This window comes from Mesorhizobium erdmanii USDA 3471, from assembly GCF_000472705.1.
In the GTDB taxonomy this organism is placed as follows: domain Bacteria; phylum Pseudomonadota; class Alphaproteobacteria; order Rhizobiales; family Rhizobiaceae; genus Mesorhizobium; species Mesorhizobium erdmanii.
The window spans coordinates 272762-293176 of sequence record NZ_KI421454.1 but is presented as its reverse complement, the minus strand read 5'-3'; the positions used below and the strand labels follow the sequence as shown (position 1 = coordinate 293176).

13 protein-coding genes and 3 pseudogenes are annotated in these 20415 nt (G+C 57.6%); 11 read left to right on the top strand and 5 right to left on the bottom strand.

The window, feature by feature from the left end; genetic code table 11:
- Positions 1 to 737 precede the first annotated feature (737 nt).
- Together ectB and A3AU_RS1000000138600 are read right to left on the bottom strand one after the other, a co-directional pair.
- Positions 738 to 2066, bottom strand: coding sequence for a diaminobutyrate--2-oxoglutarate transaminase (gene ectB / locus A3AU_RS01000000136580; protein ID WP_032918565.1), 1329 nt, complete (start codon positions 2064 to 2066; stop codon positions 738 to 740).
- Between the two features lie 1392 nt (positions 2067 to 3458).
- Positions 3459 to 3947, bottom strand: a complete 489-nt coding sequence (locus A3AU_RS1000000138600) for a GNAT family N-acetyltransferase (RefSeq protein ID WP_081709745.1) — start codon at positions 3945 to 3947, stop codon at positions 3459 to 3461.
- Positions 3948 to 4251: 304 nt separating this feature from the next.
- On the opposite strand from A3AU_RS1000000138600, the gene A3AU_RS01000000136575 reads away from it, so the two are divergent.
- The 5 genes and pseudogenes from A3AU_RS01000000136575 to A3AU_RS1000000138595 form a co-directional block, all read left to right on the top strand.
- Positions 4252 to 4749, top strand: coding sequence for a GNAT family N-acetyltransferase (locus A3AU_RS01000000136575; protein WP_027056456.1), 498 nt, complete (start codon positions 4252 to 4254; stop codon positions 4747 to 4749).
- Between the two features lie 519 nt (positions 4750 to 5268).
- Positions 5269 to 6291 carry an ABC transporter substrate-binding protein gene (locus A3AU_RS0131775; protein ID WP_335337270.1) on the top strand — a complete coding sequence of 341 codons (1023 nt, stop codon included), beginning with the start codon at positions 5269 to 5271 and terminating at the stop codon, positions 6289 to 6291.
- Between the two features lie 104 nt (positions 6292 to 6395).
- The gene (locus tag A3AU_RS0131770) at positions 6396 to 7493 is read left to right on the top strand and encodes an ABC transporter ATP-binding protein (protein WP_027056454.1); all 1098 of its coding nucleotides are present in this window, start codon (positions 6396 to 6398) and stop codon (positions 7491 to 7493) included.
- Between the two features lie 20 nt (positions 7494 to 7513).
- Entirely contained in the window at positions 7514 to 9283 is a 1770-nt protein-coding gene (locus A3AU_RS0131765; protein ID WP_027056453.1) for an ABC transporter permease subunit, read from the top strand.
- A gap of 97 nt (positions 9284 to 9380) precedes the next feature.
- Positions 9381 to 9987: pseudogene (locus A3AU_RS1000000138595) on the top strand (IS6 family transposase); the annotation flags it as partial.
- A 144-nt stretch (positions 9988 to 10131) separates the two neighbouring features.
- Here A3AU_RS1000000138595 and A3AU_RS0131755 read toward each other — a convergent pair.
- Together A3AU_RS0131755 and A3AU_RS1000000140040 are read right to left on the bottom strand one after the other, a co-directional pair.
- Positions 10132 to 11061 (bottom strand): TauD/TfdA dioxygenase family protein, encoded by a 930-nt coding sequence (locus A3AU_RS0131755; protein WP_027056452.1) that lies wholly within the window; start codon positions 11059 to 11061, stop codon positions 10132 to 10134.
- 788 nt (positions 11062 to 11849) lie between these two features.
- Positions 11850 to 12128, bottom strand: a complete 279-nt coding sequence (locus A3AU_RS1000000140040) for a hypothetical protein (protein WP_027056451.1) — start codon at positions 12126 to 12128, stop codon at positions 11850 to 11852.
- Positions 12129 to 12215: 87 nt separating this feature from the next.
- On the opposite strand from A3AU_RS1000000140040, the pseudogene A3AU_RS1000000138585 reads away from it, so the two are divergent.
- The 5 genes and pseudogenes from A3AU_RS1000000138585 to A3AU_RS1000000140035 all read left to right on the top strand — a co-directional run.
- Positions 12216 to 12787: pseudogene (locus tag A3AU_RS1000000138585) on the top strand (transposase); the annotation flags it as partial.
- 26 nt (positions 12788 to 12813) lie between these two features.
- A pseudogene (locus A3AU_RS1000000141055) lies at positions 12814 to 12915 on the top strand (GntR family transcriptional regulator); the annotation flags it as partial.
- Between the two features lie 624 nt (positions 12916 to 13539).
- Positions 13540 to 14934, top strand: coding sequence for a M20/M25/M40 family metallo-hydrolase (locus tag A3AU_RS01000000136565; protein ID WP_032918502.1), 1395 nt, complete (start codon positions 13540 to 13542; stop codon positions 14932 to 14934).
- Between the two features lie 107 nt (positions 14935 to 15041).
- Positions 15042 to 16235 carry a M24 family metallopeptidase gene (locus A3AU_RS0131730; protein ID WP_027056449.1) on the top strand — a complete coding sequence of 398 codons (1194 nt, stop codon included), beginning with the start codon at positions 15042 to 15044 and terminating at the stop codon, positions 16233 to 16235.
- Between the two features lie 109 nt (positions 16236 to 16344).
- A complete protein-coding gene (locus A3AU_RS1000000140035; protein ID WP_335337267.1) occupies positions 16345 to 16956 on the top strand; it encodes an aspartate/glutamate racemase family protein in 612 nt (203 codons plus the stop codon).
- A gap of 1305 nt (positions 16957 to 18261) precedes the next feature.
- Here the strand turns inward: A3AU_RS1000000140035 and A3AU_RS0131720 are convergent.
- Positions 18262 to 18600, bottom strand: coding sequence for an ABC transporter ATP-binding protein (locus A3AU_RS0131720; RefSeq protein WP_027056447.1), 339 nt, complete (start codon positions 18598 to 18600; stop codon positions 18262 to 18264).
- A 95-nt stretch (positions 18601 to 18695) separates the two neighbouring features.
- Here A3AU_RS0131720 and A3AU_RS0131715 point away from each other — a divergent pair, with 95 nt between their 5' ends.
- Complete coding sequence (locus tag A3AU_RS0131715; protein ID WP_027056446.1) at positions 18696 to 20351, top strand: ABC transporter substrate-binding protein; 1656 nt, start codon at positions 18696 to 18698, stop codon at positions 20349 to 20351.
- Positions 20352 to 20415: the final 64 nt, after the last annotated feature.

Here is a 20415-nt window from a genome sequence, read left to right as displayed (position 1 = left end):
GAGCTGCCCCAGATGTGAGGTGGTCAGGCTTCAGTGATGGGGATGGCGGAGGATTGACTGATCGGGTTTGCGGGCCGAGCTTGTCGGCCGCTCAATCGAAAGCGTCAACTGAGGCCGCAACCTTCAGAAGCCCATGCGTACGGGCACATTCCGCACGCCGACCTGGACCGACTATCTTCGCCTCAACCATCACCTCATGGGAGTAGACAAGGAACTGGACGAGCGTATCGGCCACACGGGAGAACAAGCCGCTGGAGCGTCCAATTACAAGCCCCGACGCGGCTGTGGACATGGCCTGCGCTACCTCATAAGCCGAGGAAGGTCTCAACGTTTTTCTCACTATCAGATATTTGACCTTGACCATGATCGGGCCGCTTCTCGACTTCAAATTGAGAGCGACAGCTGGAGCGTTCCTCCAAAGGATGGGCTCGGATTCGCGGCGCTCGCCAGAGGAAACAGAACGCCCGCTGCTGCGATGAGCCAGCAGAGCTCCAGCGGAGCCCTCCAGCGCCCACGTGGGCGACGCTCCTTTCTAGGCCCGCCGCGGCGTGCCGCAACGCTCGCTTCGCTCGCATCCTCCACTCTGTTCCGGCCCTACGGGTGCCTCGTTCAGCGGGCATCGCTTTCTGCCGCCCACCCCCCTCACGGGGCAGGCACGCGAGGTTCGGATCGAGCCTGCCTGTACCGCGCATGGGATCTTCCGGGGAGCGCGCTCGCTGCTGGCGCTTTCCGACTTCTTACACGTTCTTGTCACCCTCATGGCGGGCTTCTTCCATACTGCTCTGCACCGCACTAATGCTCTCGCGCACGATTGATAAACCACGGCGCAGGTCAGCCTCGGTAATGGTAAGTGCGACGAGGAACTTGAGGACCTCGCTCCGCCCGCCACAGGTCTCGATCACCAAGCCGCGATGCAGGGCCTCCCGAGAGACTTGGACCGCCAATGAATGGTGTTTTTGTGATACAAGCCCGTACATCAATCCGCGGCCCCGTACACTCAGGCCGAGGTTGGGGAAATCGCTTGCGATTGACTTGAGTTCTTCAGCCAAGATCGTGGACTTGCCAGCGATTTCGTCCTCAAACTTGGTATCTGCCCAGTAGGTCTTTAGAGCGGCCCGAGCAGTAACGAAAGCAAGGTTGTTGCCCCTGAACGTACCACTGTGCGCGCCAGGCGACCAAACATCCAGTTCAGGCTTCAGAAGAACGAGGGACATCGGCGTTCCGATCGCCGACAAGGACTTCGACAGAGTGACGATGTCCGGTACGATCTTAGCCTCTTCAAAACTGAAAAACTTTCCCGTGCGACCCACGCCCGCCTTAATGTCATCGACGATCATCAGGATCTCGTGTCTTGCGGTCAGCTCACGCAGCCGTTGCAGCCATTGGAAACTGGCAGGATTGATGCCCCCTTCGCCTTGGACTGCCTCCAGAATCACTGCGCAAGGTTTATCGACGCCACTACTAGGATCGTTGAGCAGCTTCTGAAAGTAATCAATCGTGTCCACCGAAGGGCCGAGATAACCATCATATGGCAACGACGTCACGTGCGCGAGGGGGTGGCCTGCGGCACTCCGGTACTTCTTGTTTCCAGTCGCAGCCAACGATCCAGCGCTAACGCCATGGAACGCATTGGTAAATGCGACGATATTCGCCCTGCCGGTTACTAGGCGCGCCAACTTCAGCGCCGCCTCGACCGCATTCGTACCAGTGGGACCTGTGAACTGCAATTTGTAAGTCAGACCACGCGGCTTCAGGATATACCGCTCAAAGGCCTCGATAAATGCCTTCTTGGCGGTGGTGGCAAGGTCGAGCCCGTGCACGATTCCGTCGCGCTCGATGTAATCCAGCAACGGTTGCCTAAAGGATGGGTTGTTGTGACCGTAATTGAGGGCCCCTGACCCTGCGAAGAAGTCAAGATATTCTCGACCGTCTGCGTCTATGAGGGTAGTGCCAACCGCGCGATCAAATAGGATCGGAAACGAGCGGATGTAGCCACGCACCTCGGATTCAAGGCGCTCAAAAACGGCGAGGCCCGAATTGTTAGTATCGGTGAATTTCTTGTTCATAGCAGCAATCTCCTTGCTCATAGGGACGAACTCTCTCGGTGGGGAGCCTGCAACCACGTAAGGCCGGGAAGAACAGACCGCTCAATGCCCGCTTCGTGATTGAAGTAGGGTCAAATGGAAGGCGCCGAGTGCCGCAATTGTCACGAGCGGCACCCTAACGAAGTGGATGCATGATCTCCTAAAAACGCGCATTCGCTGAGTTAAATTTCTGTGACAGTCTTGTTTCCGACGTCTGGAGCTACTTAGGATTTCGCTGAGAGCGGCATTTGACGATGATGTTGCTGGAGTCACCACACCTAAGGAGGTTCGGCGAGCCGGATCCGGCGACGTGAAACTCGCCGCCGACGGCAGAGGTGGATGATGGTGGGCACCGCCTTAGGGTGGCCGCCCGGCTTCAATCGCTTTAATCCCACGAAATCTCTCTCCTGTAGATACAAGGTGGAGAGATGAAAATGCCAGGCCTGATGGCTGGCTTGAAGCCAGGAATGAAGCCGGGGATTGTCGGACGAGTAGAGGTGATTATGGGCCGTCGTCGGCAGCGCGCGTGGTCGGTCGAAGAGAAGGCCCGGATTGGGGCGGAGAGCGCTGCGCGAACGTGTGGGAGCTTATGCGTTCTGACGGTGTCGCGGCGACAGGCTGTGCCCTGATCCCTAGACAACTGGACTGCTCAGAATTTAGAGTTTTCTGCGCTAGCGTCTTTTTCACGAGCGGCTTGGTTCCTTACCTGAGCTTGCCTCGATCGGGGGCGCATAACGCACCGCCTCCTGTTCCGGAGAGCGGTTGCCCTCGATGTGATCGAGAATCTGACTGACCTCAGTTCGTCATTCGTCGACGCGTCTCGGCGGCCAGCGCCTGCCATTGCGGCGTCTGCACTGCGATGGCGTCGTTCAGCTTCGAGAACGGAACTGTCGTGGGCTGACGCGGCATGCACATCTCCCCGATTTGCATCGTGAGAGCCCAATGCTTGCGCCCGTCTTCTGCGATTGCGATGGGCCACCATTTTCCCAGAGCATTGTCGACAGGGCGCCAAGAGCGGGAAGGCCGACGTGCGGAGCTGTATCGAGCTCGCGCGGCGGCCCCGATCGAACGCCACGCCGGAACCTCCAACCACCGATCCGATGCCTTGCCGGAGATGCTGCAGCGGAAGACCGCTAGGTCACTCTACTAATCACCTGATGAATGTGGACCTGGCAAACTGTCCAAGTATGCCATGGATAAAGAAGCTCGCATTGGCCGGTGGGCGCTCCGTAGCTGAGTCGTACAACGATCAGCGGCCTCACGCCGCCGTGGTCTACTTGAACAAGACCAAAACGGACCGGCATGGGTAGAGTAGCTTAAATCCCGAAAGCCTCCAAACATTGGGGAGTGGCTCACTCGTACGCAAATTCCGACTCATCGCAATTTCTTCCAGAGCCATACGTCGTTGTGCCATTCACCCTGAATGCATGCCGCTTCGTGTAGAACCGCTACCCGCCGGAAGAAAGGATTAGCGCTTCTTAAACTGCGAGTATTTCTTTCATATGAGCGCAACACTAGTAGTCGAAATCCAAGGTTGGTGGCGGCTTCAACCAAGTGCGAGAGCATCAGCTTGCCAAGTCCCTTCCCTCGATGGTTCTCATCAATATAGCGTGATGTCTCGGCGACGTCCGTATATTCAGGGCGCACGGAAAATCGACTCAGTGAGCACCAGCCTATCACTTTGCTATTTTCAATCTCGTAGACGAACGCAGGAAAGGGATCTTGATGTTCCCTAAGCCATGCGACGCGTTCGTTGGGAGTGTCAGGAGCGATTTGACTAAGGGCAAACGTATCGGGCTTCATCGCTTGATTGTAGATCTTTGCCATGTCGTCAGCATCGGCATAAGTTGCACGTCGAAACATGGGTATACCTCGCTTCTTTCTTGTTCAAAACGCGTGAACGCGGTGCCATCCGCTCTCAGCGCCCACCGAGTTCTGCCGACGTGACCCGGCAACTCGCCGTCTGCTTTTCCTCCGGACAAGTCAGCCGTTTATTACTTTGGGTGCGGATATCAGTTACCCTGCGTTCAACCATGCCGAACAACCACAGTCAAATCTGCCCAAACAAGCTACCAGCTTTGGTAGGTTGCCGCGAACTCCGGAGACCGCCACTGTGAGATAGCTCTAGTCGAGCCATCCGCTATGCAAAACGGGATTGGAGGACTTAATGTCGTACCAAGTGCGTCCGTTGCGAACAGGTGACCTGCCAAGCGTGACAGAGATCTACAACGCCGCATGTCGTGCAAGGGAATCAACACAAGGAACGCGCCCCTGGAGTGTCAAGGAGATGAAGGAATTTCTGTTCGAATCGCGCCCGTCATTTGAGTCCTACACGTGCGTGCATAAGGGCGCCGTGGTCGGCTGGACAGCACTCACTCGGTTGCGCGTCAGGGAAGATGTTAAGCACACAGCGGAAATGTCTCTTTATGTTCAAAATTCATGTCGTCGTAAAGGGATCGGATCCGCTCTCGCGCACGCTCTTCTAGATCGAGCAATTATCCTCAATCTGCACTGCATTTTTGCGCTCGTCTTCAAAGATAAGCCGGAGGTTATTTCTTTCGCGGAAAAGAAATGTGGATTTTCGGTAGCCGGATGCCTTTTGGAAGTATTTTCAGACAGCGAAAAGCATCACGATATTTTGCTTTTTGACCAGCTTCTAGTGTGAGCCTCTATCGTCGTTCAGGTGGCCTTTGTACCGTAACCGTGCGTCATGTCCGCGATCCGCTCTGCCGACGTCAGCGCGTCCCCGCTGTAAGCATCTGGGGGAACGACCGCTCGCATAGGGCGTCGGCCTTCGTCGGCGGTGTCTAAGGTGAAGGAGAACCTCACCGACACGAAACGCTACGCTCCTTGATGCTCTTCGCGCGGTGGGCCGGGACCCTGTCGCCCTTCTCGCTTTCAGATGACAACGATGTGCTATGCGTGCAGGCCGGTAACCGAACCTTGAAGGAACAAACAAGCCAGCCCCCATGGCATCGGCTATCGGGCTGATCTGATCGACACAGCGGTGGTAGCGTGAAGTTTGGGGCCCCCAAAATGGGTTTGCCAAATAGGTTCTTGCGCGGGTGGCGGTCCAAACACCAGAGGTGAACGATCAATGACTTTTCGAATGAACCGCAGAAGCTTTCTCCGGACTACATCTTGTGCCGTTGCCGCGTCGGCAATGCCCCCATTTGCTGGACGAGTGTTGGCGCAATCCCAAGGTGAACTGGTCATTCGGACAGGTAGCGGAGGTTCATACGGTAACTCAATTATTGAGGCCTATGTGAAGCCGTTCGAGGCCGAAACCGGGATCAAGGTGACGGCCATCACCGACTTGACTACCACGGCACAGCTTGAGCTGATGGTGACCACGAACAGTGTTTATGTCGACGTGATAGGCGTGGTCGGACCCGCGGCGCTTTCTGCTTTTGAGAAAGGCTATCTTGAGCAGATCGACTACTCAATCTATAAGAGGCAGGAGCTAGACGCCATCGTAGACCATGGGAAGCAGTCTTTCGGTGTCGCGTCTGTTATCTATTCAGTTGCCATGGTTTACAACACCGCAAAGTTTCCGCCTGACAAGCCGCGTCCGACCTCGTGGGCTGAGTTCTGGAATGTCGAGAAGTTTCCTGGGAGCAGAGTGCTCTCGTCAGGTCAGACAGGACAGCTAGGTCCTTGGGAGGAAGCGTTGCTGGCGGACGGTGTGTCTGCGGATAAGCTCTATCCGATGGACATCGATCGCATTTTTGCTAGCCTGGACAAGATCAAGCCGCATGTCCGCAAATGGTGGACGACCGGCGCCGAAATCCAGCAATTAATGCAACAAAATACGGCTGCCCTTTACAATTCATATGATAGTCGGTCAGTTTTGTCCGTCGATCAAGGCTTGCCACTTGAGATCAATCGGAACCAATCCAAGCTGCTCTGGGACTATTGGGCGATCCCGAAAGGTGCCCCGAATGCGCAGAATGCGCAAAAATTCATCGAATTTGCCACACGCGCCGAGCGCCAGGCGGCCTTCGTCCAAATGTTTCCTATCGGCCCGACCAACCGCATTGCTTATGAGCTGATTCCTGAGAACGTTGCCCGCAAACTTGCCAGCCAACCGGACTTTTTGGCGACCAGCATTCCCCTCAATTTCGAGTGGTATAGTGAGATCGGCTCGGACGGTCTATCGAACGTTCAGCGGTTAACTCAGCGCTGGAACGAGTGGGTTCTTCTTTAGGTCCGTAACACCGTAGACTGTGCGGCAAGGCAACCACGAAGCCGTCGGCAGCCCTATCCACCGCTGATGGTCGACTGGTGCTCAATTCGACTGGAGGCTCAACAATGAAAGTACATGCCGGCCGTTTCTTGCCACCCATAGAGGAGATCGCATTGGAGAAAAGCCCGGTTCCTCCGCAGATCGAATTCTGCAGCGTTACCAAAATGTATGGGACGGTCGCTGCGGTTAAAGAGTTGTCGCTGTCAGTTAGTCGCGGGGAATTCCTGACCATTCTCGGTCCGAGCGGTTCGGGTAAGACCACAGCGCTCATGCTACTTGCCGGGTTCGCGGCGCCCAGTGAGGGCGATATCCTAATCGCCGGAAAATCAGTCGCCGCAGTTCCGTCCTACCGGCGCGACCAAGGCATCGTCTTTCAGAGTTATGCTCTGTTTCCGCATCTTACGGTGCGCCGAAACCTGGAATTTCCGCTCGAAATGCGTGGCATGAAAGCCGCAGGGAGAGCAGCGAAGGTCGACCGAATGCTCGAGCGCGTGCATCTCTCGGAATTGGGCGGCCGTATGCCGTCGCAACTGAGTGGCGGCCAGCAGCAGCGTGTGGCGCTTGCCCGCGCGCTGATCGCCGATCCGCCGATCCTCCTGCTCGACGAGCCGCTCGGCGCGCTCGACCGCAATCTTCGAGAGCAGATGCAGGGCGAGATCAAGAGCCTGCACAAGGAGTTCGGCAAGACCACCATATGCGTCACTCACGATCAGGAGGAAGCGCTCACCCTGTCAGACCGCATCGTCGTCATGCGCGATGGCAGGATCGAGCAGATCGACACACCGGAAGCTCTCTACGACCGGCCGGCCACGAGCTTCGTGGCGACCTTTCTGGGCGAGGCAAACATCCTCGAAAATCCCGGTTTCAAGATCGAAACCGATGTAGCGCAACCTTCAGGCACTGTAGTGATGATCCGGCCGGAGTGCATCTGCATCGCCGCTCAAACGGCGCCGAAGGGCGCCCAGGCGGGTCAGCGCCAATCTGTCACCGGGATGGTCGAGGACATGATCTACGCCGGTCCGTTGCGGAAATATCATGTGCGCGTCGAAAGCAGCGTACTCATCGTGCGCGAGCATGTCCCCTCGGGGCAGCAGATCTTCGAACCCGGCGATGAAGTGCAGCTCGACTGGCTGCGGTCCGACATCCGCCTCGTCCCGGCTTGAGACAGGAAGAGGGAACCTGTATGAGAACGCTTCAGAAGCTTGGGCGTATGCCCATTGCGCTGACCGTGCCGGCCTTCGCCATTCTGCTAGTGGCGTTCGGCGTACCGGTCATTCAGCTCCTCCTGACCAGCCTCAATGCACCGGCCTTTTCGGTTGTCAACTACCACGCGTTTTTCGAAAGGCCGGCGAATGTTCGCGTGCTCTTCCAGACCATTGAGATAAGTGTGGTGGCCACGGCCATCTGCCTCGTTATCGGCTATCCTACGGCCTATCTGATCGTGGCCGCTTCGAAGCGTCTGCGCACCGTGCTCCTCGTGCTCGTCTTCATTCCCTATCTGACCAGCCTACTGGCGCGCACCTATGCATGGATCGTTATCCTCGGTGACCGCGGCCTGATCAACAATCTTCTGCTCGACCTCGGGTTGATATCCACTTCTGTGCCGATAATCTACAGTGGCGTGGCCCTCTATATTGGCATGGTTCACATCATGCTTCCGATCATGATACTGCCGCTGATCAGCGTCATGCTTGGCATCGACAACTCGTTGATAGCAGCGGCCCGCAGCATGGGTGCGCGGCCCCTTGCCGCTTTTTGGCGCGTCTTCCTTCCGCTCACTCTTCCTGGTATACGCAGTGGCGTCCTGCTGGTTTTTGTGATTTGCCTCGGCTTCTACATCACTCCGCAAGCACTGGGCGGGTTGCGCGATGCCTTGCTGTCGACCGTCATCGCGGCTCAGGTCCAGAGTGCCCTCAATCTAGAGTCTATCGCTGCTTCAGCCTTCATCCTCTTAGGCATTGCCGCAGTCGTCCTCTCAATATTCGGACTGGACATTTCCGGTAAGCAGGGCCTCGCGGCGCAACCAACGAGGGGGTCACGTCCCAGCCGGCTACCCTGTCTCGGCAAACTGGCACAACATATCAAGGAGCTTTTCGCTCCTTATCGATCGAAGCGCTGGATAGCAGAACTCTACCAGCCCGCGAACGATGGCGGCTGGTGGCAGATCGTCGGCGCGGCGTTCGTCACGGTTGTCATGTTCTTCCTATTATTTCCGGGCCTCGTAGTCATGATCATGTCATTCGGTGCCGGGACGGCTTTGGAGTTCCCACCGTCGGGCCTTTCGCTACAGTGGTACCGCTCCTTCTTCAGCAATCCATCTTGGTCTGGCACCGCCTGGACCAGCATTCAGATTGGTGTTGCGGTCGCCATCCTGTCCACTTTCGTTGGGACGCTCGCGGCCTACGGCCTCAGCAACACCGTACCGCGACTGCGGGGTCTCCTGACCATGGTGATCCTGACGCCGATTACCTTTCCGGCTATCGTTGTCGGCGTTGCGACCTATTTAGGACTGGTCAAACTCGGGCTGATCGGCACGAAAACCGGTTTGATCTTAGCTCACAGCATCGGTTCCATCGCCTTTGTTGTCGTCATCGTTTCGGCGACTTTGGCGAACTTCGACCGGCGGCTGGAGCAGGCGGCGCAGAGCATGACGGCCGGGCCGCTACAGACATTCATGAAGGTCACGCTTCCGTTGATCCGCCCCGGCGTCATCGGCGGCGCGTTGTTCGCGTTCATCCACTCCTTCGACGAGGTGGTCCTTTCGTCCCTCGTCGGTGGGGCGGTTCGAACCCTCCCATTGAGAATGTGGGAGAGCATGCGAAATGAGTTGGATCCTACGATTGCCGCGGTGGCGTCGCTACTGATGCTTCTACCCGTGCTGTGGCTGGTCGCGCTCTACGTCACGTGGTGGCGGTCGAGGTCGACTGCGAAACAAGCACCGCCCAACACGTGACTAAGGTGGTCAGTCAGCTTCGGCATTGCAAGTCTGTCCGTGATCTACTTATCGTTGCCACCGCTTTCCCGCGCCGAAGTGACTAACGACGTGGTTCTGGCTCTATTTCCGCTTCCCGCGCAGCCTGCGCATGCTCGAAGATATGCTGCCGCACGCGGCATCATCGCTCCCTTCAGACCATCCGAAACTGGGCAGAGAAATTCAACCGACAGTTTGCTGGGGGCATAAAATGCCGATCAGCGGGGCGATTGGTGACAAGTCGCATGTGGACGAATGCGGGGCCACCATCAATGACAAGAAGCAGTGGCTCTGACGCGCCGTCGACCAGAATGGTTTCGTGCTCGACGTGCTTATACAGAGGCCGAAATGCCAGAGCTGCCAAGCGGCTGATGCGCAAGCTGCTGGAGGAGCAGGGCCGTGCACCTCGGGCCATGATCGCGGATAAACTTATGGGCACGCCACGCAGAATGTTATGCCCGGCGTCGAGCCAGCCGATCCGACGACGAGAACAGATCATGAAGCGATTCAAGTCATCACGCCAGCTTCAACGCTTCGTCTCTATCCACGATCCGATCGCCAATGTGTTTCACTTTCCCCGCCACGCGCTATCATCTTCCGACCATCGTGGTCTGCGCAGCGCCGCGAGATGGAAACCTGCCCTGAAATCGCGCATACCGTGGCAGCTTGATGTCTCACCACCCTAATCATCTCTGTGCCCGCTGACCGATAACCTTACGATGCCTGCAGGAGAGTAAGTCGCTGCCAGGTCTGCCAAGCACAGGTTAAAATCTTCTCTCGTCGGTGCGCCGATGCGGCCCCGTTGTTTTGGTGGGCTTTTTTTAACGGACTCAGCTCGTGGATGAGGGCGCGGGCGGCTGCCTGATGATCTTGATACGCGCTACACTGCACCGGCCGTTAACACCGACGGGGACCTCCCCGTCGATGGCAACGCGACGGACGACGCGAGGCTGGTCGCAATAATCCCTAACCGCGTAATGCATCGTGGCGCGGTTGTCCCAGATAGCGACATCGCCCTGCTTCCAGTTCCAGCGCACAGTGTTTTCAGGAGAGGTGATATGAGCCTCGAACAAATCGAATAGCCTCTGGCCGTCATGTTTAGGCACTTCAACAAAACGTTTCACGTAAAGGCCAAGCACCAACGTCCGCTCGCCTGTTTCGGCGTGGACACGTACAACGGGATGCTCGGTCTCGAAACTCGCTCTAGTAAGGGCCTCATCATAAACCCTTTTTTCGGCTTCGGTAGGGCGGGCAAATACGGCGAAGTCGTGCGCGTTGCTGTGAACTGCCCAGAGATCATCGGCAAGCCGTTGCAGCGGCGCCGGCAAGTCGAGATATGCCGCTGCGGTGTTTGACCACACCGTGTCGCCGCCGACTGGAGGGATAATAGCGCCTCGCAGCAACAAAGTCTTAGGATAAGCATCCAGGTAGGAGAAGTCGATGTGCCAAGCGTCAGTCCGAAAACCTCCGCTCGCAATCTCGAGGATCGACATCGTTCCCTTCGCAGGATCTAACGTCGGAGACAGCATAGGCTTCCCGAAACGAAGAGCAAAGCGCTCGTGCTCGGCGTCGTCGAGATGACCCTGGTCACGGAAGAAGATAACTTTGTGGTCAAGCAGCAGGCCTTTAATCGCGGCGATGATCTCGTCTGGCAGATCGCCCGACAGCTTGATATCCCTGATTTCAGCGCCAATGCGCGGCGCGCGTTTAACAACAGCCGCACGCGGAATGACACCATCGATCAAAGCCGTTTCACTCATGGTGGTATCCTCCAAGTTCGCGGTTCCTTCGCCAGACCAAAGCCGTGCAACTGCGGCCATTGAGCTCGCTAGCACCCATGTCCCAAGCAAGCAGCGTGCCAATCGCGAAAACTGAGCGTCGAGCCGCTCATTTAATAGCTCATGCTCGCGTCAGCGAAGCCGTATTGTCGCGAATGCAACAAGCGCAGCTCGAGACGCGATCGCAGCGTTGGGCTCTCACGTACGAACGCAAGTGAGTGGCGTTCTATAAGCGGCGCTTCTCGCGCGGAGACACAGCGCATCTAAATCCGCGACGTCGGGGGCTGAGGCGTTCACCTGACGAGGCGTCCGCAGACGACCTGCGTCGGTTCAAGGTCGAACAGCGTGAGGCCGGAGAGCCCGTGTCGACCATGAACAGCATTGTGTCGGCGCTACGGTTCTTCTTCACCCAGACGCTCGACCGGCCGGACTCGCATGTAGGCTGTTGGCGTGGGCCGTCCCCGCAAGCTGCCCGTCATTCTGAGCCGTGACGAGGTGGCCGGCTTGCTGGACGCGACCACCTGCCTCAAGCACCAGGCCGCGCTGTCGGTAACTATGGCGCAGGCCTGCGGGTGGCAGAGATCTCGATGCTCAAAGTGCGCGACACGACGGCGAAGGCACCGTAAAGTTAACTGACGGCTGAGGAAACTGTGCGAACACAGATATCCAACCCATGGACGCCGTCGTAGCGAAGCCTGCTGCCCGAAGCGGCAACCGAACTTCAGGTGTATTTGCGGCTGAGTCGCCGGCAACCTCTTATTGACGCCCCGTCACAGCACTACCTGCACCGCTTTCGACGTCCGGGCCGTCAGACAAATTTTCCCTCTAAGGGCCGTGGCATTGCGCGGCTTAGGGCGCTGTTTGACGATCGAGGCTCGATTAATTGAACACTGCTTCACCCCCGCGTATAGATCGGCGTGCTGTTGGCGCAAGACATTCTTCTGGACCTTGCCCATTGTGTTGCGCGGCAAGTCCTCTGCGAAGATGATGCGCTTGGGCTGCTCGTAGCGCTCGAGCCGATGCTTAGAGCGCTTGGGATCGTTTTTCATCCAGGGCACTCTTGCCCGTCTTATGCACCGAGAGCTTTCGGTTGTCTAAGCCAGCCCTGCCACCACATCTCGCGAGCCACACCCGCGATTACCGACGATACGTTGCTGCCGCTCTCATTTCCAGCCGTTGGGCGCAAGAAGATCACAGCTGCGTTTGAGGCCGGATGCATCACCACGGATGGTGGCGTCATGCTTTTGGCCGCGGCGAGCTACACCTGCAATTGGCCGACAGGTTGGCCGCTGCGATCCACGATTCGCGCGACCCACTGCGGGTGACACACGCCATGGCCGACATTCGCGCGCCCCCGCATCTTTGCGATCGCATGCGGCTACGAGGATGCCGACTATCTCGACCGACAGCGCACCGACCTGGCCTTCAAGCTCGCCTGCAGCGGCTGCCCGACAGCGGGATTGATCTGTACTCCCAGCCGACCTGCGCACCGTCATCCGACTCGGCTGGTGCTTTCTATGGCTGTCGAGCTATGCCGCGCCCAAAAGCGTGACGCTCGAGATCGATGACACGGTTGATGTCGTTCACGGCCATCAGCAGCTTTCGTTCTTCAACGCCCATATGACGAGCGCTGTTTCCTGCCGATCACATCTATGACGCCGCGACCGGACGTCCGGTCGCCGTGATCCTGCGTCCTGGCAAGCCCCCCCGACGGGCAAGGAGATAGCGCACCCAATGCCCGAGAATGTTGGCCGGTGGCTCCGGGACGAGATTGAAAATGCAGTTCTTTCGCGGACGCATGTCAGCTTGCAGGGCGAAAGGTTCAGCGATCTGGTCGCGAGCATCGCAACGATGACCTGGAAGCAGCACGCAGCCCCAAAAAAAGAAATCTCGGTGTTTGAGAAGTTCGGGATCAAGCCGAGCTCCTGCCCTGTGAAACGCTGGGAGGCGGGACCGCCTCAACGTGTCGTTCAGAAGTGGGCTTCCGATGATGGCGTGAGCGCGACCCTTCGACTTGGATAATGGTCATGGATGACCAAACTGGCGCGCTGCCCAATGCAACAGTTTACACACAAGGTGCCAACCTTGCGTTCCTCTTCTAGCGCCTTGGGGACAGGGACCCTGCGGTCCATCTCGCTGTCAGATGCCAATGATATGCAAACTGTATTTGACGCATGGCAGCCCGACAACTGATGATCAAAAGGGAATGGCAGCCGTTCGTCCTGAAGAAGCTAGGGCGATGTGAGTTGGTTGATTGCCCTGTAGGTCACGTGGCGGTCGGTGCCGAGTGCGATGACAAGCACTGCCGAATCCGGTACTTGAGTTGCTGGCCACAAACATCGTCGAGGTGTTTCTCCAAGATCCGCAGTTTAAAGAGAATAGGTCGATCGAAATTACGGTTAATCATCCCACATGTAAGCACGCTGCAGCACGTAATTACGGAAAGAGAATATTTCACACATGAACAAGAGTTTCGATCAGTCTCCCTGTGCGAAGGAGTTATCACAGGTATTTGCGCACATTGACTCTAATAAGGACTTGTTTGTCGATCGCTTGCTAGAATATCTGCGACATCCCAGCATCAGCGTCGAAAACATCGGGATGGAAGTGGTTGCCGAACTCCTGGTTAGAATGCTGAGCGACTTGGGGTTTGAAGCGCAAATGATACAGACGCCCGGATGCCCTGTCGTGATGGCGCGCTGGGAGCGCGTCCCTGGAGCGCCAACGGTGTTGCTCTATGGCCATTATGACGTCCAACCTCCAGACCCGTTGGAGGCTTGGGTCAGTCCGCCATTCGAACCGAGAATCCGAGACGGGCGCGTTTACGCACGTGGCGCTGGAGATAACAAGGGCCAGCACTTTGCTCAGATCCTCGCCTTGGAATCGCATTTAGCTGTGCACGGCCGCTTGCCATGCAATGTGTTGTTTCTACTGGAGGGAGAAGAGGAGGTTGGAAGTCCGAACCTCGCTGGCTTCGTTCGGGCTCACGTCGATCGGCTCAAGTCAGATTTGGTTGTAACAGCGGATGGCCCTGGGCACGAATCAGGGCAGCCGATTATAACCTATGGTGTAAGAGGTATCGCCTCATTCGAACTGAGAGCTCGTGCTGCCAATCGCGACGTCCATTCCGGTAACTTCGGCGGTGTCGTGCCAAATCCTATTTGGACGTTGGTGCATCTGCTGGCGACTATGAAAAATCGAGATGGCGAGATTACAATTGACGGCTTTTATGACGACGTTGTGCCACCAACCGACATTGAGCGTGTGGCGGCAACAAGTTTGCGACTAGAAGCAGATCACATTAAGCAAGAATTCGGCCTCATAGAGCTGGATGCGCCAACTGATCGTCCGGTTGCGGACAGGCTTATGTTTCATCCTACATTCACCATTAACGGATTCCATGGCGGTTACGGTGGAGCTGGCTCGAAAACAGTTCTGCCGCATGAGGCTCTCGTTAAGTGTGACGCTCGTCTCGTAGAACGGCAAAATCCTGAAGATATCCTCGCGAAGATGGAGGCTCATGTCAAAAAAAATGCTCCCGGCGTCGAGTTTGTTCGCACGGAGTCCACGCTGCCGTCGAAGACGCCACTCGATTCACCATTTTCCGATGTTGTTCAGCACGCCGTGTACGCGGCACACGGTGTCGAGCCGCTTATCTACCCAACACTCCCTGCTACCCTGCCAGATTACGTCTTCACGAAGCTTCTTGGTGCGCCATCCTTCGTAATTCCTTACGCTAATTACGATGAAGCTAATCACGCGCCCAACGAGAATATTACGATCGACTGCTTTCTCAAGGGTATCCGCACCGGAGCTGCGCTGCTGGACGGACTAGGTCGACTCGCGGGATCGTAGAGAACGAGGTCGGACTAACGTAGCACGGGCCTGAACGGCATGCGAAACTTGTTCAACCGACTGCCAGACGAACTCGAACTGCCACGAAAACCGAACGGAAGAATAAAATGAGCATCAGCAAAGGGCCTCAAGCCTTCCCGAGGATCGAATACCTAGGTAGGCTTGCCGCAGTGAAATCCGAAATGGCACGACGCGGGGTCGATGCGCTTGTCGTCACCAGCTGGCCTAACATCACATATCTTACCGGTAATCTGACCCGGATGTTTTCCCTGCACGCGCTTGTCGTTTCTATGCAGGAAGAGGAGCCAACGCTTATCGTACGGCGCATGGATGTGCCGGGCTGCCTCCATCAGACGTTTCTGGAGCGCAATAGGGTGATCGGCTATTCCGATGACTACATCGGTAAGGTTGACAAGAACGGCTTCGACGCAGTGATCGATTTCCTTCATGACGCCGATCTCGCAGGTGGCGGTATTGGAATGGAACTTGCCGGCGGCGGGATGGGAGGAGGGGGGTCCCTCTCCTCACACGCGGCGGAGAAGTTCAGGGCGCGGCTGTCGAAGGCTAGAATCGTGGATTGCAGCAAGGTCGTGGACTGGGTGCGCCTCGTAAAGTCCGACCTTGAGATCGAGATTATGCGCGAAGCCGCTGCCATCGCAGATGCGGCCATCATGCGCGCGACTGAAGTGATCCGTCCCGGAGTGCACGAAGCCGAGTTGGCGGCCGAGATCGTGGCGGCGCAGGTTCGCGGTGGCCCGAACGGCAAGCCTGCGTCAGGAGTATTGGCCCCCCTGATCTGTTCGTCACCCCGCACGGGCACTTGTCACATCCTGTGGAGCCAGGATGTTTTGCGCGATGGTTCGCAGATCAACATAGAACTGAGCGGCAACCGCCATGGCTACGTTGCTGCCATCATGCGAACTTTCACGATTGGGGCGGCCTCCGACCGCTTACGCCGTTTACATGAAGCCGAGGTGGCCGGTCTCGAGGTCGCGCTTGGGACAGTGCGACCCGGACGTACCTGCGGCGACGTTTCCAGCGCCTTCTATCGCGCGATCGAGACAATGGGTTTCAAAAAGGAGTCGCGCTGTGGCTACGCTATTGGCATCGATTGGGTCGAGCAGACGGCGAGCCTTCAAAATACTGACACGACAGAGCTGAAGCCGAACATGACGTTTCACCTGATGCTGGGCAACTGGGTCGATGAGGATTTCGGCTATATCATCAGCGAGACGTTCCGTGTGACCGAGACCGGCGCCGAGGTATTGACGCAAACACCACGCAAGCTGTTCGAGCTTTGATCAGATGCCTTCCATGACATTGAAAACGCCACGTCCACTCGGAGTCCTGCGAACAGAACGCGGGTTGCCGCCAGGCTCGCCGCCGTGGATGCTTCCCCCCGGGTATTTGGTGAATCCGGCGACATTCGACTTCCCGGTGATCGAGGAAACCGTGGAGGGTGGTTGGGTGGACCGGGTCTACCGCGGCGACCCGGCGCTCGAGCCGGCGCTTGTGGCGGCTGCACAGCGCCTGGTCGAGCGAGGTGCCGTCGCAATCAGTTCGTCCTGCGGCTATTTTATCCGGTACCATGCGGCGGTGGCCGCCTCCGTCAACGTTCCTGTGGCGACATCAAGTTTGCTCCTGCTGCCGGCTTTGCTGCGTCAGTTCCCGCCGCCCGCGAAGATCGCCGTCTTGGTGGCAGATTCGACCAGCTTCAGCGAAGACATGCTCGGGATAGATAACCCGCGCGAGCGGGCTAGAGTGGTAATCGGGGGTGTCGAAGGCGGCACATTGGTCCGCAATGAATTAATGCGACCTCCGCCGCCTACCGAACTCGCCGATATCGAGGTAGATGTCGTCAACTGTGTCACGAGGGTCCGCACCGCGCATCCGGACATCGCGACGATCTTGTTCGAATGCACCGTATTCCCGTGCGTAGCCCCGGTGATCCGCCGCACGACAGGGCTGCCGGTCTACGACGTTACAACCCTCTGCCGGATGGCGATGGCTTCCGTAACCTAAATCCAGTTAATTTTCCTTCCCAAAAAAATGGAGCCGCAAATCGTGGAGATTACGGCACCACTGGCGAGGCGCGACGCTTTGTTCTGGACAGCTTGGGCAGCGCGATCCCAGGTGCTCGAAGCGACCAGCAGGTCGATTGCCAGGTCAAGATGCCGCTGCACTTGAACAAATGTTCGGTGTGGCGAGTTCAAATGTCGCGATTCCGATCGGGCCGCTTTGGTCTAGGCAGATCGTACTCCTACAACGTTTCGAGAACGGGGGGCCGCGATGGCTGCCGGTTTCGCGGCGAAGTGGATCGAGCGCGGGTCGGAAGCTTGCCTCGATTTCGATGGTAGCCCGAGTATTTTACGATGGTCGATGCACGATACGTCGATCTCGATGGGGCCATCGGAAGAAGCGAGGCGGTCACTTGCCAACATTTCTACAAGCCGTGGCCGAGCTGCCGGTTCCATCGTCACTCTTGCGCGCGGCCACGAGCGCGAAATTGGTATATCGGGGAGACTCCGTGGCAGGCGTCAACACTGCACGACTTCCTGCGAAATCTTTCAATGCGGAATCATGAACCTTTGTAGCCAGGCAATTCAGCTTCCTTACGCGATCGCGACGCTTCTGCTTGACATGCCTCCAGGGCCGGCGTGGGCTTCGGAGCGGCATTGAATTCCGCGGTGAGGGAGCTCCGATCGAAGGTCAAGTTTACTGATCCTTGAGCGGCCACAGCTCCCCAGTACTTCGTGCAAGGGCAATCGACAGCGGGCATGAGGGTCCCAAGTCTGCGGTCGAAAGGACCAGAAAGGACCGGATGTAGTCACGCACCTCAGCCTGAGCGCTGGAAAGCGCGAGGCCCACCACTGGTAATCCTGGGCTTATATGCGCGAAACCCGGAGAACGCCGATTTCCTGCGTTCAAAGAGGATACTTCGGTGCAAAGCGGCCCCTTATACTCTGCTACTTTCATAGAAAGGTTACTGAGGCTCCAGATGCCTCTGTCAAGGCTTGAAGCAGGGAATCCCGTGAGACGCGGATCCTCCGCGCCGCTAACCAAGAAAGAGGACCAGGACATGACGAGCGGCTGTCCCGCAAGATGCAACAACTACCCGAAGCAGCGTTTCAATGTCAATCTCGATCATGATGTCCGCATACCTATGACAGACGGCGTGGGCATTTACGCCGACATTTACCGTCCGCGCGGAGCCGGGAGCGGCCACCAACCATCCTGCTCTGTACACCCTATAGCAAAGAACCTTATCGCGATGGGCGCGATTCGAAACATGCGGTACCCTACACGTTTGCTGGCCGGGCTTCATCGTCATGGTGGGACGTTCGCGGCCGCTTCCTTTCCGAGGGAAGCCAGTGGGCAACACGGATGAAAACGGCACCCCTTCAGCACGCCCGCGGCGCTAGGAACCTCGCTTTGCAGGACCAGCCGCTCGCCGCGATTCACCTTGCTGCCAATCTGTGGGGTGGCGCTGCGCAGCGCGCTTGTAGGGGTGGCGGGGTTGAACGTGATGTCGTCGTCGGTACCCATCTCGATCAACCGCCAAAGATAAAAGGCCGCAATCCGGTCGGCGATCAGCCAGGCAACAGGCAAATCGTGCGTGTGAGGAGGAGGGCCGTGTTCTGACGCGACGCACAAGCCGGAGGGCATCTAGCTGCTAGATCGTAACAATAGCAAAACTGTATTTGACCTGCAGCCGGCGAAAGCCTCTCATCGACACAACCAATAGAGAAAGGGGAATTTCTATGACACGAAACTTTAGCTCCCTCGACGGTCTTCGCTCCGGCCTCACACCTGTCGAGCACCACCTGATCGATGGTTACGTCGATGGCCGCCTGAGCCGGCGGGAGTTTTTGCGGCACGGCAGTTTGCTTGGCCTGTCGCTGCCTTTTCTTGGACAGGTCACACTTGCGGCTGGCTTCGGCGCAGCACCGTCGGTAGCCCGGGCCAACCCTCAGCCTGGTGCCACGATTCGGATCGCATCCCCTACGCCCAGTGGCCAAGTTTTGGTAAGCTACCCCGGCGGGCTCCTGCTGTACCAGCAGGTCGCCGAGTACCTTTGCGTCGACGGGTCGGACCTGGTGCTAAAGCCCTGTCTCGCGACAAGCTGGAAGCCCAATCAGGACGGCACCGTCTGGACCTTCACGCTGCGCAAGGGCGTCAAGTTCCATTCTGGCGGCGAGATGAAGGCCGATGATGTTGTTGCCACCATGGACCGGCTGGCCGACCCGAAGAATGGCTCGGAAGCGCTCTCGTCCTTCAAAGGCTTCCTGCAGAAGGGCGGCACCCGGAAGGTGGATGACTATACCGTCGAGTTCCATCTCGACGCTCCGAACGGCAACTTCCCCTACCTGGTATCGTCCGGCAACTACAACGTCATCATCCTGCCAGCGAACTATTCAGGGGATTTCGAGAAAACCTGGGACGGCACCGGTCCTTTCAAACTCGAGAAGTACACCCAAAACGTCGGGGCGAGTTTCGTGCGCAATGAGGATTACTGGGGGCCGAAGGTGCTGCCCGCGAGGACAGAATTCATCTTCTTTAACGATATCCAGCCACAAATCCTCGCGATGCAGGCTGGGCAGGTCGACATCATCAGTTTGCTTCCCGCGCTTGCCGGTGTGGCATTGCTCAACGACCCGACAGTCGAAATCCTCAGCATGAAATCCTCCGCGCATCAGCCGGTCCACATGCACTGCGACACAGGCCTGTTCAAGGATCGGCGTGTCCGTCAGGCGATGGCGTTGTGTCTGGATCGCGAAAAGCTCGTGCATGGCCTTATGAAGGGCCGCGCCGTCGTCGGCAACGACAGCCCCTTTGCCCCGGCCTATCCTTCGACCGACCCGACAGTGCCGCAGCGCAAACAGGACATCCGCAAGGCCAAAGAGCTCATGAAGGCTGCGGGGATGGAAAAGGGCTTCCAAGTGACGCTCACCACAGAGCAATATCTGGAAATCCCCACCTATGCGCAGCTCATCCAGAGCTGGGTAAAGGAGATCGGCATCGACCTGAAGCTCAACATCATGGACCGGAACCCCTTTTACGGCGATGTGGTTCCCGGAAAGTCGCCTTGGCTTGACTCGGAGATTGGCATCGGCGACTTCAGCCATCGCAGTGTGCCGAACTTGTTCCTCACGTCGATATTGATGAGTGATGGCCCCTGGAACCCAGCGCGTTTCAGCAACAAGGAATATGACACGCTGGCCAAGAGCTACATCGCCACGCTCGATCTGGAGGCGCAACGGGCGGTTGCAGGCAAAATCCAAGGGCTACTGCTTGAGGAAACGCCGATGCTCTATGGCTATTTCTACGACCGCCTGACTGCGACGAAGAAGGGCGTCATCGGCGTCGAGAGGGCCGGCACGGGGCAGCTCTTCCTGCAGGGCGTCGGAAAGGCGTAACGCAGGCTCGGCGGACCGGGACGAGCCGGCCCGCCGATCAACTGCCGTTTCGCAACCTCATTAA

Coding starts and splice junctions, on each gene's coding strand:
- ectB (WP_032918565.1), bottom strand. CDS start 2,066: ATGAACAAGAAATTCACCGATACTAACAATTCGGGCCTCGCCGTTTTT.
- A3AU_RS1000000138600 (WP_081709745.1), bottom strand. CDS start 3,947: ATGTTTCGACGTGCAACTTATGCCGATGCTGACGACATGGCAAAGATC.
- A3AU_RS01000000136575 (WP_027056456.1), top strand. CDS start 4,252: ATGTCGTACCAAGTGCGTCCGTTGCGAACAGGTGACCTGCCAAGCGTG.
- A3AU_RS0131770 (WP_027056454.1), top strand. CDS start 6,396: ATGAAAGTACATGCCGGCCGTTTCTTGCCACCCATAGAGGAGATCGCA.
- A3AU_RS0131765 (WP_027056453.1), top strand. CDS start 7,514: ATGAGAACGCTTCAGAAGCTTGGGCGTATGCCCATTGCGCTGACCGTG.
- A3AU_RS0131755 (WP_027056452.1), bottom strand. CDS start 11,061: ATGAGTGAAACGGCTTTGATCGATGGTGTCATTCCGCGTGCGGCTGTT.
- A3AU_RS1000000140040 (WP_027056451.1), bottom strand. CDS start 12,128: ATGAAAAACGATCCCAAGCGCTCTAAGCATCGGCTCGAGCGCTACGAG.
- A3AU_RS01000000136565 (WP_032918502.1), top strand. CDS start 13,540: ATGAACAAGAGTTTCGATCAGTCTCCCTGTGCGAAGGAGTTATCACAG.
- A3AU_RS0131730 (WP_027056449.1), top strand. CDS start 15,042: ATGAGCATCAGCAAAGGGCCTCAAGCCTTCCCGAGGATCGAATACCTA.
- A3AU_RS0131720 (WP_027056447.1), bottom strand. CDS start 18,600: ATGCCCTCCGGCTTGTGCGTCGCGTCAGAACACGGCCCTCCTCCTCAC.
- A3AU_RS0131715 (WP_027056446.1), top strand. CDS start 18,696: ATGACACGAAACTTTAGCTCCCTCGACGGTCTTCGCTCCGGCCTCACA.